Below are 14,035 nucleotides of genomic sequence, written 5' to 3'. Positions count from 1 at the left end.
ACTGGTCGGCATCATGAGCGACAGCACCAGCACCTCCGGCACCCCTGGCACCTCGATCACCGGCTCCGACCGCGTCAAGCGCGGCCTCGCCGAGATGCTCAAGGGCGGCGTGATCATGGACGTCGTCGACGCCGAGCAGGCCCGCATCGCGGAAGAAGCCGGCGCGACCGCCGTCATGGCCCTCGAGCGCGTCCCCGCCGACATCCGTGCGCAGGGTGGTGTCGCCCGCATGTCCGACCCCTCGATGATCGAGGAGATCATCGCCGCGGTGTCGATCCCCGTCATGGCGAAGGCCCGCATCGGTCACTTCGTCGAGGCGCAGGTGCTGCAGGAGCTCGGTGTCGACTACATCGACGAGTCCGAGGTGCTGTCGCCGGCCGACTACGTGAACCACATCGACAAGTGGAAGTTCACCACCCCCTTCGTCTGCGGTGCCACCAACCTGGGCGAGGCGCTCCGTCGCATCACCGAGGGCGCGGCCATGATCCGTTCCAAGGGCGAGGCCGGCACGGGTGACGTGTCCGAGGCCACCAAGCACATCCGCACCATCACCAAGGAGATCGCGGCGCTCCGCAACCTGCGTGACGACGAGCTCTACGTCGCCGCCAAGGAGCTCCAGGCCCCGATCGACGTCGTGCAGGAAGTCGCCCGCACCGGCAAGCTCCCCGTCGTCCTCTTCACCGCCGGTGGTGTCGCCACCCCGGCCGACGCCGCGATGATGATGCAGCTCGGCGCCGACGGTGTCTTCGTCGGGTCCGGCATCTTCAAGTCCGGCGACCCGGCGGCCCGTGCCGCCGCGATCGTCAAGGCGACGACGTTCCACGACGACCCCAGGGTCATCGCCGAGGTCTCCCGTGGTCTGGGCGAGGCGATGGTCGGCATCAACGTCGCCGACGTCCCCGCACCGCACCGCCTCGCCGAGCGTGGCTGGTAGTCCGACGACCGGCGCTCGGCCCCGCATCGGGGTCCTGGCGCTGCAGGGTGACTTCCGCGAGCACATCGCCTCGCTGACCGAGCTCGGCGCCGACGTGGTGCCGCTCCGTCGGGCAGAGGAGATCGAGACCCTCGACGGTGTCGTGATCCCCGGGGGCGAGTCGAGCGTGATGGACAAGCTGTCCCGCGCGTTCGGCGTCGCCGATCCCCTCGCCGACGCGATCCGCGGTGGCCTGCCCACCTACGGCACCTGCGCCGGCATGATCATGCTGTCGTCGCGGATCACCGACGGCATCAGCGGTCAGCGGACCCTCGACGTGCTCGACACCACCGTGCGCCGCAACGCGTTCGGTGCGCAGAACGACTCGTTCGAGATCGACATCCCGATGCCCGACCTCGGTGAGGCCCCGGTGCACGCGGTGTTCATCCGGGCCCCCGTGGTGGAGCAGCGCGGCGACGACGTCCACGTCCTCGGCGTACTGCCCGACGGGCAGGTCGTGGCGGTGCAGCAGGGCAACGTCATCGCCAGCGCGTTCCATCCCGAGGTCGCCGGCGAGGACCGCTTCCACCGCCGGTTCCTCGACCTGGTGCGCAGCGCCTGAGGCGTGACCGCCCGCCCGCCGCACCGGCGGGACGGAAGCCGCGCCGCGCCTCCAGGCCGGTGTTCGGCCCACAGGGCCGCTAAACTGAGCGGGACTTTCCGCAATACGCAAGGAGAACCGTGTCCGGGCATTCCAAGTGGGCAACGACCAAGCACAAGAAGGCGGTCATCGACCAGCGCCGTGCCAAGTCGTTCGCCAAGCTGATCAAGAACATCGAGGTCGCCGCGAAGATGGGCGGTGCCGACATGTCCGGCAACCCGACCCTGGTCGACGCCGTGCAGAAGGCGAAGAAGACCTCGGTCCCCAACGACAACATCGACCGCGCCGTCAAGCGCGGTGCGGGTCTCACGGGCGAGACCATCGAGTACACGACGATCATGTACGAGGGCTACGGCCCCAACGGCGTCGCGATGCTCATCGAGTGCCTCACGGACAACAAGAACCGTGCTGCGGCCGAGGTCCGGACCGCGATGTCGCGCAACGGCGGCACCATGGCCGACCCGGGCAGCGTCGCCTACAACTTCTCGCGCAAGGGCGTCATCTCGGTCACGAAGACGGACGGCCTCGACGAGGACACCGTGATGACCGCGGTGCTGGACGCCGGGGTCGAGGACGTCATCGACCAGGGCGGCGGCTTCGAGATCATCACCGAGGCGAGCGACCTGGTCGCCGCCCGCACAGCCCTGCAGGACGCCGGCATCGACTACGACTCCGCCGACGCCGAGTTCGTCCCGGGCCTCAAGGTGCCGGTCGACGCCGAGACCGCCCGGAAGGTGTTCCGCCTGATCGACGCGCTCGAGGACTCGGACGACGTGCAGAACGTCTACTCGAACTTCGACATCCCCGCGGACGTCCAGGCCGAGCTCGACGAGGACGAGGGCGAGTAACCGTGCTCCGTGTGCTCGGGGTGGACCCCGGGCTCACCCGGTGCGGCGTCGGCGTCGTCGAGGTCGCACCGAACCGGCGCGCACGACTCGTCCACGTGACGGTCGTGCGCACCCCGCCGGACATGCCGCTCGAGCAGCGGCTGCTCCGCATCGCGGACGGCATCGCCGCCGAGATCGACGAGCACCACCCCGATGCGGTCGCCGTCGAGCGGGTGTTCGCGCAGGCGAACGTCCGCACCGTGATGGGCACCGCGCAGGCGGCCGGCCTGGCGCTGCACGCCGCGGCCGCCCGCGGCCTGCCCGTCGGGCTGCACACGCCGTCCGAGGTCAAGGCCGCCGTCACCGGCTACGGCAACGCCGACAAGCGTCAGGTGCAGACCATGATCGCGCGCGTGCTCGGGCTCGACGAGGCCCCGAAGCCGGCCGACGCCGCCGACGCGCTCGCGTTGGCCGTGTGCCATGCCTGGAGGCTCGGATCACCCGACGCCGCCGGCTCGCGTGCCACGAACCTCACCCCCGCACAGCGCGCCTGGCGGGACGCCCAGGGCGGCACCGTCGACTCGCCGCTGGCCCGCGCGGCCGCCGCCGCGGCCCGCCCGCAGCGTGGCAGGTCGGCGTCGTCGGTGGGCGGCCCTAGGCTCGGAGCATGATCGCGAGTCTCCGGGGCACCTGCATCGACATCGCCGGCTCGGCCGTGGTGATCGAGGTCGGGGGAGTCGGGTACGCCGTCACCGTGACCCCCGCACACGCGCTCACGATGCGCCACGGGTCCGAGGTGTTCGTGCGGACCGCCATGATCGTGCGCGAGGACGAGCACCTGCTCTTCGGCTTCGAGTCGACCGACGCGCTGCAGGTGTTCGACCTGCTCCGTGGGGTATCAGGTGTCGGTCCGAAGTCCGCGATGGGCGTCCTGGCCCACATGGACCCGGCGCAGATCGCGAACGCCGTCGCGAACGAGGACGACGGCGCGTTCCGCAAGGTCTCCGGCATCGGCCCGAAGACCGCCAAGCTCATCATCGTCGCGCTCTCCGGCAAGCTCGTGGCCTTCGAGCAGGCTGCCGTGGTCGCCGCCGCACGGGGGACCGCAGTCCACCCCGCCGCGGTCGACGTCGTCTCGGCGCTCATCGGCCTCGGCTGGCGCGAAGACGCGGCACAGACCGCGGTCGACGACGCCGTCGCCAACGAGCCCGGTGCCGCCGCGATGGGTACCCAGGCCCTGCTCCGCGCCGCCCTCCGACCCGCGGCAGCCGGCCGGTGAGCGGCATCACGTCCGCCGGCGCCGAGTCGCAGGAAGAACTCGCGTTCGAAGGCGCGCTCCGTCCCCGCTCGCTCGACGAGTTCGTCGGGCAGCGCAAGGTCCGTGGGCAGCTCGACCTGCTCCTCAAGGCCGCGGGCATGCAGGAGCGCACGCCCGACCACATCCTGATGGCGGGTCCTCCCGGCCTCGGCAAGACCACGCTCGCGATGATCGTCGCGCACGAGACCGGGCGACCGCTGCGCATGTCGAGCGGCCCGGCGATCCAGCACGCCGGAGACCTCGCCGCCGTGCTGTCGTCGCTGGTGCCGGGCGAAGTGCTGTTCATCGACGAGATCCACCGCATGGCCCGCTCGGCGGAAGAGATGCTCTACCTGGCGATGGAGGACTTCCGCATCGACGTGATGGTGGGCAAGGGTGCCGGTGCGACGAGCATTCCCCTCGACCTCGCACCGTTCACGCTCGTCGGCGCCACCACCCGGGCCGGCCTGCTGCCGAACCCGCTGCGCGACCGCTTCGGGTTCACCGCCCACCTCGAGTTCTACGAGAAGGACGAGCTCGAGCAGGTCCTGATCCGAGCGGCCCACCTGCTCGAACTCGACATCGACCGGACCGCCCTGCGCGAGATCGCCGGACGCTCCCGTGGCACCCCGCGCATCGCGAACCGCCTGCTCCGCCGGGTGCGCGACTACGCCCTCGTGCACCGCACCACCGACGGCATGGCCGCGGTCCAGGGTGCGCTCGACCTGTACGACGTCGACGAACTCGGCCTCGACCGCCTCGACCGTGCCGTCGTCGAGACCATGCTGACGCGGTTCGACGGGGGTCCGGTCGGCCTGAACACCCTGGCCGTCTCCGTCGGCGAGGAATCCGAGACGATCGAGTCGGTCGTCGAACCGTTCCTCGTCCGCGTCGGACTCGTGACCCGCACCCCCCGCGGGCGCATCGCGACACCGCGGGCCTGGCGACACCTCGGCCTCACCCCGGGGCAGGGCGACGGCGGGCAGCCCGGGCTCTTCGACGACCCGGAATCCACCGTCTGACCGCCGATCAGTCGGGTGACATGCCACGGACACCGGCGTGCCCTAGACTGCTACGGCCCGAAACCGAGCAACCAGAGAAGGCAACGCATCATGGGTCAAGAAGTCATCCTCATCGTCATCGTCGTGGCGTTCGCGGCCTTCATGTTCTACAACAGCCGCAAGCGCAAGAAGCAGCAGGCCGAACTCGTGGACAAGATGGTCCCGGGCGCGAAGGTCATGCTGTCCTTCGGCCTCTACGGCACGCTCCTCTCCGTGAACGAGGAGAAGGTCACCGCTGACGTCGAGATCGCACCGGGGACCATCGTCACCGTGCACCGTCAGACCCTGTCGCGCGTCGTCGACGACAACGCGTCGGACGTCGAGACCACCACGACCACCGAGGACGAGCCGAAGCCGGTGGCCGAGCTCAACGGTGAGCCGGTCTACGGCGAGCGGGTCGACACCGACCGTGTCGATGAGACCGACGCCACGAAGCGCAAGTCCGACGACTGACGCCCTCGGCCGCCGGGTCGTCTGACCCGGCGGCCTCCCTCTGCCGTCGCACGGTGTGCCGACGGTCCTGAACAGAAAGACGAGACGACCGGTGGCACGATCGACACCCGTCAAGAAGGCGCTGCGCTCGCTCACCTGGTTGGTGATCCTGATGGCGATCCTCGCCGGCGTGAACACCGCCGCGTCGATCCTCGCCGGCTCTTCGAAGGACGACACCGACAAGTGGTACCAGGGCGCGAGCTGGGTCCCCGAGCTGGCTCTGGACCTGCAGGGCGGCACGCAGCTGACCCTGGCAGCGCAGAACACCGAGGGCGACTCCGTCACCTCGCAGCAGCTGCAGCAGGCGGTGAACATCATCCGCCAGCGCATCGACGCCACCGGTGTCTCCGAGTCGGAGATCAACACCCAGGGCGCGAACAACATCGTCGTCTCGATCCCGGGTCGCCCCGACAAGGCCACGATCGACCGCATCGAGGCAGCGGCCAAGCTGACCTTCCGTCCGGTGCTCTTCACCGAGGCCGCGACGAACTCCGCCGTCGGTGACGACGGCAAGGGCACCGCATCGGCCACGCCGTACTCGCCGCCGGCCTCGCTCGCCGCGACGCCGAGCGCGAAGCCGACCAACGCGAGCGACCTGAACTGGGTCACGCCGAAGCTGCAGGACCTGTACACCAACTACAACTGCGCGGCTCCGGACGACGTCACCACGGCGCCCGACGACGAGCCCCTGGTCACCTGTGACCAGGACGGCGCGGGGAAGTACATCCTCGGACCGGTCGAGGTCTCCGGTGCCGACATCAGCAACGCCACCTCCGGTCTCGCCACGGACTCGCAGGGCACGTCGACGGGCCAGTGGGCCGTCAACCTGACGTTCAACGGCGAGGGCTCGAAGGACTTCCGCACCGTCACGAACCGTCTCGTCTCGCTCCAGCAGCCGCAGAACCAGTTCGCGATCGTGCTCGACGGTTCGGTCATCACCGCGCCGACGACGAACTCCGCGATCACGAACGGCAAGGCACAGATCACCGGGTCGTTCACGGCCGAGTCGTCGAAGACCCTGGCCGACCAGCTGAAGTACGGTGCGCTGCCGATCAACTTCCAGGTGCAGTCGAACGAGAACATCTCGGCGACGCTCGGCACCGCGCAGCTCATCGGTGGCCTCGTCGCCGGTCTGATCGGTCTGATCCTGGTGATCATCTACTCGGTCATCCAGTACCGGGCCCTGGCGTTCGTCACCGTGCTGTCGCTCGGGATCGCCGCGGTGCTCACCTACCTGGTGATCGCGATCATGTCGTGGCGTGTCGACTACCGCCTCTCGTTGGCGGGTGTGGCGGGTCTGATCGTCGCGATCGGCATCACGGCGGACTCGTTCATCGTCTACTTCGAGCGCATCCGTGACGAACTCCGCGACGGCCGTGCCCTCGAGAGCGCGGTCGAGTCCGGCTGGAAGCGTGCACTCCGCACGATCCTGGCGTCCGACGCGGTGAACTTCCTCGCCGCCGTCACGCTCTACGTGCTCGCGGTCGCCGACGTGAAGGGCTTCGCGTTCACGCTGCTCCTCACGACCCTCATCGACATCGTGGTGGTCGCGCTCTTCACCCACCCGATGATGCAGCTCATCGCCCGCAGCCGGTTCTTCGGCGAGGGCCACCGGTTCAGTGGTCTCGACCCGGCAGCTCTCGGTGCCGTCTACCGGGGGCGCGCACAGTTCCGCGCACCCGTCGTGGACGGCAAGCGCCAGCGCAGTGCCGGTGAGGCACAGCGCCGACAGACGATCGCGGAGCGGAAGGCCCAGCAGGCCTCCGGCGACAACGGCTCGACGCCGGACGGGAAGGACGACTGATGGCCAGCTTCAGCCAGTTCGGCAGCGACCTGTACACGGGGAAGCGGTCGTACGACATCATCGGGCGCCGGAAGACCTGGTACCTCATCGCCCTCGCGATGATCGTGATCTCGCTCGTCACCCCGTGGCTCCGTGGCGGGTACCAGCTCGGCATCGAGTTCACCGGCGGCTCGGAGTTCACGATCTCCGACGTCAAGACGCTCGACCAGAACCTCGCCACCGAGACCGTCGAGGACGTCGTCCCGGAGTCGATCCCGCGCGTCTCGCAACTCGGCACGCACGGCATCCGCGTGCAGACCGGGCAGCTCACCGACCGGCAGACGACCGAGGTGCAGGACGCCCTGGCGAAGGCCTACGACGTCCCGGAGAGCCAGGTCGCCGCGACCTTCATCGGCGCGACGTGGGGTGCCGACGTGCTCGCGCAGGCCATCCGTGGTCTCGTGATCTTCCTCGCCCTCGCCGCGGTCTTCATGACGCTGTACTTCCGCACCTGGAAGATGTCGCTGTCCGCGATGGCCGCGCTGCTGCACGACCTGCTCATCACCGCCGGCGTGTACGGCATCGTCGGGCTCGAGGTCACGCCCGCGGCGGTGATCGGGTTCCTGACGATCCTCGGGTACTCGCTCTACGACACCGTGGTGGTCTTCGACAAGGTGCGCGAGAACACCGCGCAGGAATCGATCCGGACGTTCAAGCAGTCGGTCAACCTCGCGGTGAACCAGACCCTCGTCCGATCGATCAACACCTCGGTCGTGGCGCTGCTGCCGGTCGCGGCGATCCTCTTCATCGGGTCGTACGTGCTCGGCGCCGGTACCCTGCGCGACATCTCGCTCGCGCTGTTCATCGGCATCATCGTCGGCACCTACTCGACGATCTTCATCGCGTCGCCGATGTACGCGCAGCTGCGCGAGAACGAACCGAAGATCAAGGAGTCGGACGCCAAGAAGACCCAGGCGGCCGAGAAGCGCCGGCGTGAGGTCGACGCGGCAGAGGCGAACGTCTGATGCCCATCGAGATCCAGCAGATCGACGTCGCCGAGGCCCAGCGCCGCATCGACGCCGGAGCCCGGCTGTTCGACGTCCGCGAGCAGGGGGAGTGGGACGAGGTCCACGCTCCCCAGGCCACGCTCGTGCCGATGTCGGAGTTCGTGGACCGCTGGCAGGAGATCGACGGCGGCGACCAGCCGGCCATCATCGTCTGCCACTCCGGCGGCCGGTCGTCGCGCATCGTCGCGGCGCTCGAGCAGTCGGGCGTGCCTGCCGTCAACCTCTCCGGCGGCATGCTCGCCTGGGAGCAGGCGGGGGCGCCGGTGGAGCGCGACGCCCAGGGCGAACCGCGTCACGGGCACTGACCGGGGACGCGTAGTCTTGTCGGATCGAGCTCGGATCGAGCTCTCGGACCGAGTCCTGGGAGGCGCATCATGACGGACACCCGCGAAGAGCCGTCCGCGCCGAGCCGCCCGGGTTCCGCCCCGCGGCCCTCGAGCCCGATCGGTCCGAACACCACCGGCAACCTCGGTTCCCTCCGCTCGCTGCTGCCGCGCCTGTTCTCGCGCGCCCAGCCGGCCGGCGCGGTGGACACGCTGATCCGCACGGTCCGCTCGCACCACCCCAAGGCCGATGTGACACTCATCGAGCGTGCGTACTCGGTCGCCGAGCGCGCGCACGACGGTCAGAAGCGCAAGTCCGGTGAGCCGTACATCACGCACCCCGTCGCGGTCGCGCAGATCCTGGCCGACCTCGGCATCGGCACGATCACCATCGCGGCCGCGCTCCTGCACGACACGGTGGAGGACACCGACTACCAGCTCGACCAGCTGCGGGCCGACTTCGGCGACGAGATCGCGATGCTGGTCGACGGCGTCACCAAGCTCGACAAGGTCAAGTACGGCGACAGCGCGCAGGCCGAGACCGTCCGCAAGATGGTCATCGCCATGTCGAAGGACATCCGCGTCCTCGTCATCAAGCTCGCCGACCGCCTGCACAACGCCCGCACGTGGGGCTTCGTCGAGTCGGCCTCCGCCACGCGCAAGGCGAAGGAGACGCTCGAGATCTACGCGCCGCTCGCGCACCGGCTCGGCATCCAGATGATCAAGCTCGAGCTCGAGGACCTGTCGTTCGCGGTCCTGCACCCCAAGCTCTACGTCGAGATCGACAGCCTGGTCAAGGAACGCCAGCCGAAGCGCGAGCAGTTCGTCCAGAACGTCATCGGCACCCTGAAGAAGGACCTGAAGGCCGCCAAGGTCCGCGGCGACGTCATGGGCCGGCCGAAGCAGTACTACTCGATCTACCAGAAGATGATCGTGCGGGGTCGTGAGTTCGATGAGATCTACGACCTCGTCGGCATCCGCGTGCTCGTGCCGACCGTGCGCGACTGCTACGCCATGCTCGGCTCGGTGCACGCCCGCTGGACCCCGCTGCCCGGTCGCTTCAAGGACTACATCGCGACCCCCAAGTTCAACCTGTACCAGTCGTTGCACACCACGGTGCTCGGACCGCAGGGTCGTGCGGTCGAGATCCAGATCCGTACGCACGAGATGCACCAGCGCGCCGAGTTCGGTGTCGCCGCCCACTGGAAGTACAAGCAGCGCGCTGCCGGCCGTGACGCCGGTACCTCGTCGACCACGGACGACCAGGACATGGCGTGGCTCGCCCACATCACCGACTGGCAGGCCGAGACCAGCGACCCGGGCGAGTTCCTCGACTCCCTTCGCTACGAGATCGGTGCCAAGGAGACCTACGTCTTCACGCCGCAGGGCAAGGTCATCGGTCTCCCCGCCGGAGCCACTCCGGTCGACTTCGCCTACGCGGTGCACACCGAGATCGGCCACCGCACGATGGGTGCGAAGGTCAACGGCCGCCTCGTCCCGCTCGAGAGCCAGCTGTCCAGCGGCGACGTCGTCGAGATCTTCACGTCGAAGAACCCCGACTCCGGCCCCTCGCAGGACTGGCTGCAGTTCGTCCGCAGCCCCCGCGCGCGCAACAAGATCAAGCAGTGGTTCACCAAGGAGCGCCGCGAAGAGGCGATCGAGCAGGGTCGCGACGCCATCGCCCGAGCGATGCGCAAGCAGAACCTGCCGCTCCAGCGCATCATGAGCCAGGACAGCATCGCCGAGGTCGCCTCGTCGATGCGGTACGAGGACGTCTCCGCCCTGTACGCCGCCATCGGCGAAGGCCACGTCTCGACGCAGTCGGTGATCGAGAAGGTCCTCGGCAACGTCCAGACCGAGACCGAGACGGACGAGCCCGAACTCGCGTTCCCGCGCCAGGTCACCAGTCGTCAGCTGCGCACGAGCGACAGCGGCGTCTTGGTCCGCGGTGCGCCCGACATCCTCGTCAAGCTCGCGAAGTGCTGCACACCGGTGCCGGGCGACCAGATCGTGGGCTTCATCACCCGTGGCCAGGGCGTCTCGGTGCACCAGTCGTCGTGCACCAACGTGAAGTCGCTCATGAACGAACCCGACCGGATGATCGAGGTCGAGTGGGCTCCGTCGTCGAAGTCGGTGTTCCTGGTGCAGATCCAGATCGAGGCGCTCGATCGGTCGGGCCTGCTCAGCGACGTCACCCGTGTGTTGACCGACCACCACGTGAACATCCTGTCCGCGACGGTGTCGACCTCGTCCGACCGTCTCGCGCTGAGCCGGTTCGTGTTCGAGATGGGCGACACCATCCACCTCGACCGCGTGCTGAACGCGGTGCGACGCATCGACGCCGTCTACGACGTCTACCGCGTCAGCGCCGGCTAGCGGCAGGGCCCCGCGCGGCCCGTCCGTCGCCCGTCGACCGTCGACCGGTCACGGCTCGTCGCACGGGCACCGTCGACCGGTCACGAACCGTCGACTGCGGCCCTGCCAACCGACAGTTCGCGACCACTCGGCGACCGCGAGCGGGGTGCCCTGACCGCTCGCACGCTCCGACCGGAGGCCCGTAGCAACCCCACCCGGCGCCTCCCGGCCCTTCCTGCCCGTCGCCCGTGGCCCGTCGACCGGTCACGGCTCGTCGCACGGGCACCGTCGACCGGTCACGAACCGTCGACTGCGGCCCTGCCAACCGACAGTTCGCGACCACTCGGCGACCGCGAGCGGGGTGCCCTGACCGCTCGCACGCGCCGGACCGGAGGCCCGTGGCAGCCCCGCCCGGCGCCTCCCCTCCCGCCCGTCGACCGTCGGCCGTCGACCGGCCACGACTCGTCGCACGGGCACCGTCGACCGGTCACGAACCGTCGACTGCGACCCTGCCAACCGACAGTCCGCGACCACTCGGCGAACGCGAGCGGGGTGTCGTGACCACTCGGCGAACGCACCCGCGACGCACTAGCGGCCAGCGCCCCCAGCCGCATCCGGCAGCCCCCGCAACCGACGCTCGGCCTGCCGCACCATGGGGATCGTCCCGAGGGACCTCAGGCGCGCCTGCAGCTCGGCAGCGGTGACCGCCCCGATCGCGAGCAGCCCGTGCACGGCCGTCGCCTCGGCCACCCCGAACGCACCGGCCGTCGGCCCCGGCGTCCGGAGCAGGTCGACCGCGGTCCGCGCCGGCAGCGTGACCCGCAGCCGCGACAGCTCGACGGTGTCGTCGACGTCGATGCGGACCTCCCGCAGGCGGACGTCCGGACCGACGTGCACGCGGACCTGCGGCGGGATGCAGGCCTCGAGCGGCGCCGGCGGCCGGGACACCGCACCCCAGATCCACGCGGCGGTCAGGGTGCAGGCGATCAGGCGCGCGTCCCGCAGGACCCATGCGGCAGCGGCGGCGCGCAACGACGGCGTCTGCGGTTCGGCAGGGGAGGCCCAGCACGGACCGACGGCGACCAGCTCGCCGGCCAGGACCGCCGCACGCAGCTCGGGATCCGGCCAGTCGTCACTGGTCAGCAGTCGCAGGCGGGGCACCCGCACATCCTGCCCGACCTGCGCGCGCGACCGACAGGCCTGTGGACAAGCGACGGACCGGCCGGGAGGCTCGTGGCGGGCCCGCACCGCGCCTCCAGGCGGTCGCCGGTCACGTCCACGGCGTGGGTCGCGTCCACGACGCACCCAGCCGACGGCCGCGCGCCGGATCGGACGCGGCCGGACGCGACGCGCGCGCTCAGCGCAGGACGTCGGCGCGGTGCACGAGCGCCGCGGCACCGATGAGCGGACCGTCCTGGGACAACCCGGTCGGCACGATCTGCACCTTCGTGACGAACCCGAACTCCACGCGCTCCGCCACGGCCTGCCGGGCGTACTCGAACAGGTCCGGCGTGACGTGCGAGAACCCGCCGCCGATGGCGACGATCTCGAGGTCGACCAGGCTCGTGGCGGCGGCGATGGCCTGCCCGAGGGCACGGCCGCTCCGCTGGACCGCGGCGACGGCGATCTCGTCGCCGGCGGCGTACGCGGCCGAGAGCTCCTCGCCGGTCGTGCCCGCGAAGCCCTGACGACGTGCCCAGGCCACGGTCTTCGGGCCGCTGGCGATCGCCTCGAGGCACCCGGTGCCCCCGCAGGCGCAGGGGTCGTCGTAGCCGCCGCACTCGACGTGGCCGATGTGGCCGGCGTTGCCCGTCGGTCCGCTGACGGTGCGACCGTGCAGGATGAGCCCGCCGCCGACGCCGGTGGAGACGATCATCCCCATGACGTGCTCGTAGCCCTGGGCCGCGCCGACCCAGTGCTCGGCGAGGGTGATCGCCAGGCCGTCCATGCGGAGCGTCACCGGGACGTCGTCCGGCACGAGCGCCGCGATCCGGTCGCGCAGCGGGTGGCCACGCCAGACCGGCATGTTGAGCGGGGAGACGAGGCCGTGCTCCTCGTCGACGGGCCCGGCGGAACCGACGCCGACGCCCACGAGCGTCGCGTCGGCGGGCAGCGCGCCGAGCGCGGCCGTGACGACCTCGTCGACGGCGGCCTGCAGCTCGTCCGAGGTGCGCTGCGGCCCGGTGGGGCTCCGGAACCGGGTCGCCGGCAGGACGACGCCCTGGTCGGTGACGAGCGCGGCCTCGACCTTCGTGCCGCCGAGGTCGACGGCCAGGGCGAGGGCGGGGGACTGGGGTGCGGTGCTGGACATGCGCGCTCCGATGCGGCGGTCTGGAGGCACGGTGCGGGTCGCCGACGCGTCGCCGCGTCCGGTGGGCACCGGCCTGGTCGTGGTGTGGTCGTGCTGGGTGGGACAGGTGGGCTGGACGCGTCGGCTCAGCCCGGTCGGCTCAGCCCGGTCGGCTCAGCCCGGTCGGCTCAGCCCGGTCGGCTCAGCCCGGTCGGCTCAGCCCGGTCGGTTCAGTAGGACGTCGTGTCGTCGCCGAGCGCCGACGCGGCGCCCGTCTCGGCGCGGTGCGCGACCTCGTCGAGGATGCGGGCCGAAGCGCTCGTGCCGATGCGGTTCGCGCCCGCCTCGACCATCTCGAGCAGGGTGTCGAGCCCGCGGACGCCGCCGGAGGCCTTCACGCCGGTGTCGGCACCGACCGTGCGGCGCATGAGGGCGATGTGCTCGGCCGTCGCGCCGCCGCCCGCGAACCCGGTCGAGGTCTTCACGAAGGCGGCGCCGGCGGTCTGTGCCGCACGCGACGCCGCGACGATCTCGTCGTCGGTCAGGAACGCGGTCTCGAGGATCACCTTGACGACGGTGTCGCCGGCGGCGTCGACGACCGCGCGCACGTCCTGCTCGACGCGCTGCCAGTCGCCCGACTTCGCGGCGCCGATGTTCTGCACCATGTCGAGCTCGAACGCGCCGTCGGCCAGGGCCTGCAGCGACTCGGCGACCTTCGCCGCGGTGGACGTGGTGCCGTGCGGGAAGCCGATCACGGTGCCGACGCCGACGCCGGTGCCCGTGAGGCGCTCGACGGCGTGGGCGACGTCGCTCGGACGGACGCAGACGCTGAAGACGCGGTGGGCGGCGGCTTCGTCGAGCTGGGCGTCGACGTCCGCGCGGGTGAGTTCGGGCTTCAGGATCGCGTGGTCGATGAGGCCGCGGACGGCATCGACGGTGACGGGGAAGGCTGCGTTGTCCACCCGG

General features: G+C 70.4%; 14 protein-coding genes. 11 read left to right on the top strand and 3 right to left on the bottom strand.

Annotated features, from left to right (window positions below; genetic code table 11):
• The first annotated feature begins 13 nt into the window (after window positions 1-13).
• From pdxS to DEJ27_RS09555, 11 genes are all read left to right on the top strand, one after another.
• Window positions 14-934 carry a pyridoxal 5'-phosphate synthase lyase subunit PdxS gene (gene pdxS / locus DEJ27_RS09605; RefSeq protein WP_027465600.1) on the top strand — a complete coding sequence of 307 codons (921 nt, stop codon included), beginning with the start codon at window positions 14-16 and terminating at the stop codon, window positions 932-934.
• Complete coding sequence (gene pdxT, locus DEJ27_RS09600; RefSeq protein WP_110860008.1) at window positions 924-1,535, top strand: pyridoxal 5'-phosphate synthase glutaminase subunit PdxT; 612 nt, start codon at window positions 924-926, stop codon at window positions 1,533-1,535. Before pdxS ends, pdxT begins: the two co-directional genes overlap by 11 nt.
• A 119-nt stretch (window positions 1,536-1,654) precedes the next feature.
• The gene (locus DEJ27_RS09595; RefSeq protein ID WP_017887357.1) at window positions 1,655-2,422 is read left to right on the top strand and encodes a YebC/PmpR family DNA-binding transcriptional regulator; all 768 of its coding nucleotides are present in this window, start codon (window positions 1,655-1,657) and stop codon (window positions 2,420-2,422) included.
• 2 nt (window positions 2,423-2,424) lie between these two features.
• A complete protein-coding gene (ruvC, locus tag DEJ27_RS09590) occupies window positions 2,425-3,072 on the top strand; it encodes a crossover junction endodeoxyribonuclease RuvC (RefSeq protein ID WP_035808297.1) in 648 nt (215 codons plus the stop codon).
• Window positions 3,069-3,680, top strand: coding sequence for a Holliday junction branch migration protein RuvA (ruvA, locus tag DEJ27_RS09585; RefSeq protein WP_111090833.1), 612 nt, complete (start codon window positions 3,069-3,071; stop codon window positions 3,678-3,680). Before ruvC ends, ruvA begins: the two co-directional genes overlap by 4 nt.
• Window positions 3,677-4,720 (top strand): Holliday junction branch migration DNA helicase RuvB, encoded by a 1,044-nt coding sequence (gene ruvB, locus DEJ27_RS09580; protein WP_111090832.1) that lies wholly within the window; start codon window positions 3,677-3,679, stop codon window positions 4,718-4,720. The genes ruvA and ruvB overlap by 4 nt, the downstream gene beginning before the upstream one ends.
• 90 nt (window positions 4,721-4,810) lie before the next feature.
• Window positions 4,811-5,212: a preprotein translocase subunit YajC gene (gene yajC, locus DEJ27_RS09575; protein WP_051596726.1), complete on the top strand. Its 402-nt coding sequence runs from the start codon at window positions 4,811-4,813 to the stop codon at window positions 5,210-5,212.
• A 91-nt stretch (window positions 5,213-5,303) separates the two neighbouring features.
• Entirely contained in the window at window positions 5,304-7,055 is a 1,752-nt protein-coding gene (gene secD, locus DEJ27_RS09570; RefSeq protein ID WP_110860016.1) for a protein translocase subunit SecD, read from the top strand.
• On the top strand, window positions 7,055-8,059 hold the full coding sequence (gene secF, locus DEJ27_RS09565; RefSeq protein WP_110860018.1) for a protein translocase subunit SecF: 1,005 nt from the start codon (window positions 7,055-7,057) through the stop codon (window positions 8,057-8,059). Before secD ends, secF begins: the two co-directional genes overlap by 1 nt.
• Window positions 8,059-8,406 (top strand): rhodanese-like domain-containing protein, encoded by a 348-nt coding sequence (locus tag DEJ27_RS09560; protein WP_110860020.1) that lies wholly within the window; start codon window positions 8,059-8,061, stop codon window positions 8,404-8,406. Before secF ends, DEJ27_RS09560 begins: the two co-directional genes overlap by 1 nt.
• Window positions 8,407-8,475: 69 nt before the next feature.
• Window positions 8,476-10,800: a bifunctional (p)ppGpp synthetase/guanosine-3',5'-bis(diphosphate) 3'-pyrophosphohydrolase gene (locus tag DEJ27_RS09555; protein WP_231495664.1), complete on the top strand. Its 2,325-nt coding sequence runs from the start codon at window positions 8,476-8,478 to the stop codon at window positions 10,798-10,800.
• Between the two features lie 567 nt (window positions 10,801-11,367).
• Here DEJ27_RS09555 and DEJ27_RS09550 read toward each other — a convergent pair.
• The 3 genes from DEJ27_RS09550 to deoC all read right to left on the bottom strand — a co-directional run bounded on the left by DEJ27_RS09550 (window position 11,368) and on the right by deoC (window position 14,031).
• On the bottom strand, window positions 11,368-11,940 hold the full coding sequence (locus DEJ27_RS09550; RefSeq protein WP_181420042.1) for a hypothetical protein: 573 nt from the start codon (window positions 11,938-11,940) through the stop codon (window positions 11,368-11,370).
• 196 nt (window positions 11,941-12,136) lie between these two features.
• Entirely contained in the window at window positions 12,137-13,090 is a 954-nt protein-coding gene (locus DEJ27_RS09545; RefSeq protein WP_110860105.1) for an ROK family protein, read from the bottom strand.
• Window positions 13,091-13,299: 209 nt separating this feature from the next.
• Window positions 13,300-14,031 (bottom strand): deoxyribose-phosphate aldolase, encoded by a 732-nt coding sequence (gene deoC, locus DEJ27_RS09540; RefSeq protein WP_083404120.1) that lies wholly within the window; start codon window positions 14,029-14,031, stop codon window positions 13,300-13,302.
• Window positions 14,032-14,035 lie beyond the last annotated feature (4 nt).

This window comes from Curtobacterium sp. MCPF17_018, assembly GCF_003234135.1.
In the GTDB taxonomy this organism is placed as follows: Bacteria; Actinomycetota; Actinomycetes; order Actinomycetales; family Microbacteriaceae; genus Curtobacterium; species Curtobacterium flaccumfaciens.
The sequence above is the reverse complement of the archived record's forward strand: the minus strand, read 5'-3'. Positions and strand labels throughout refer to the sequence as shown.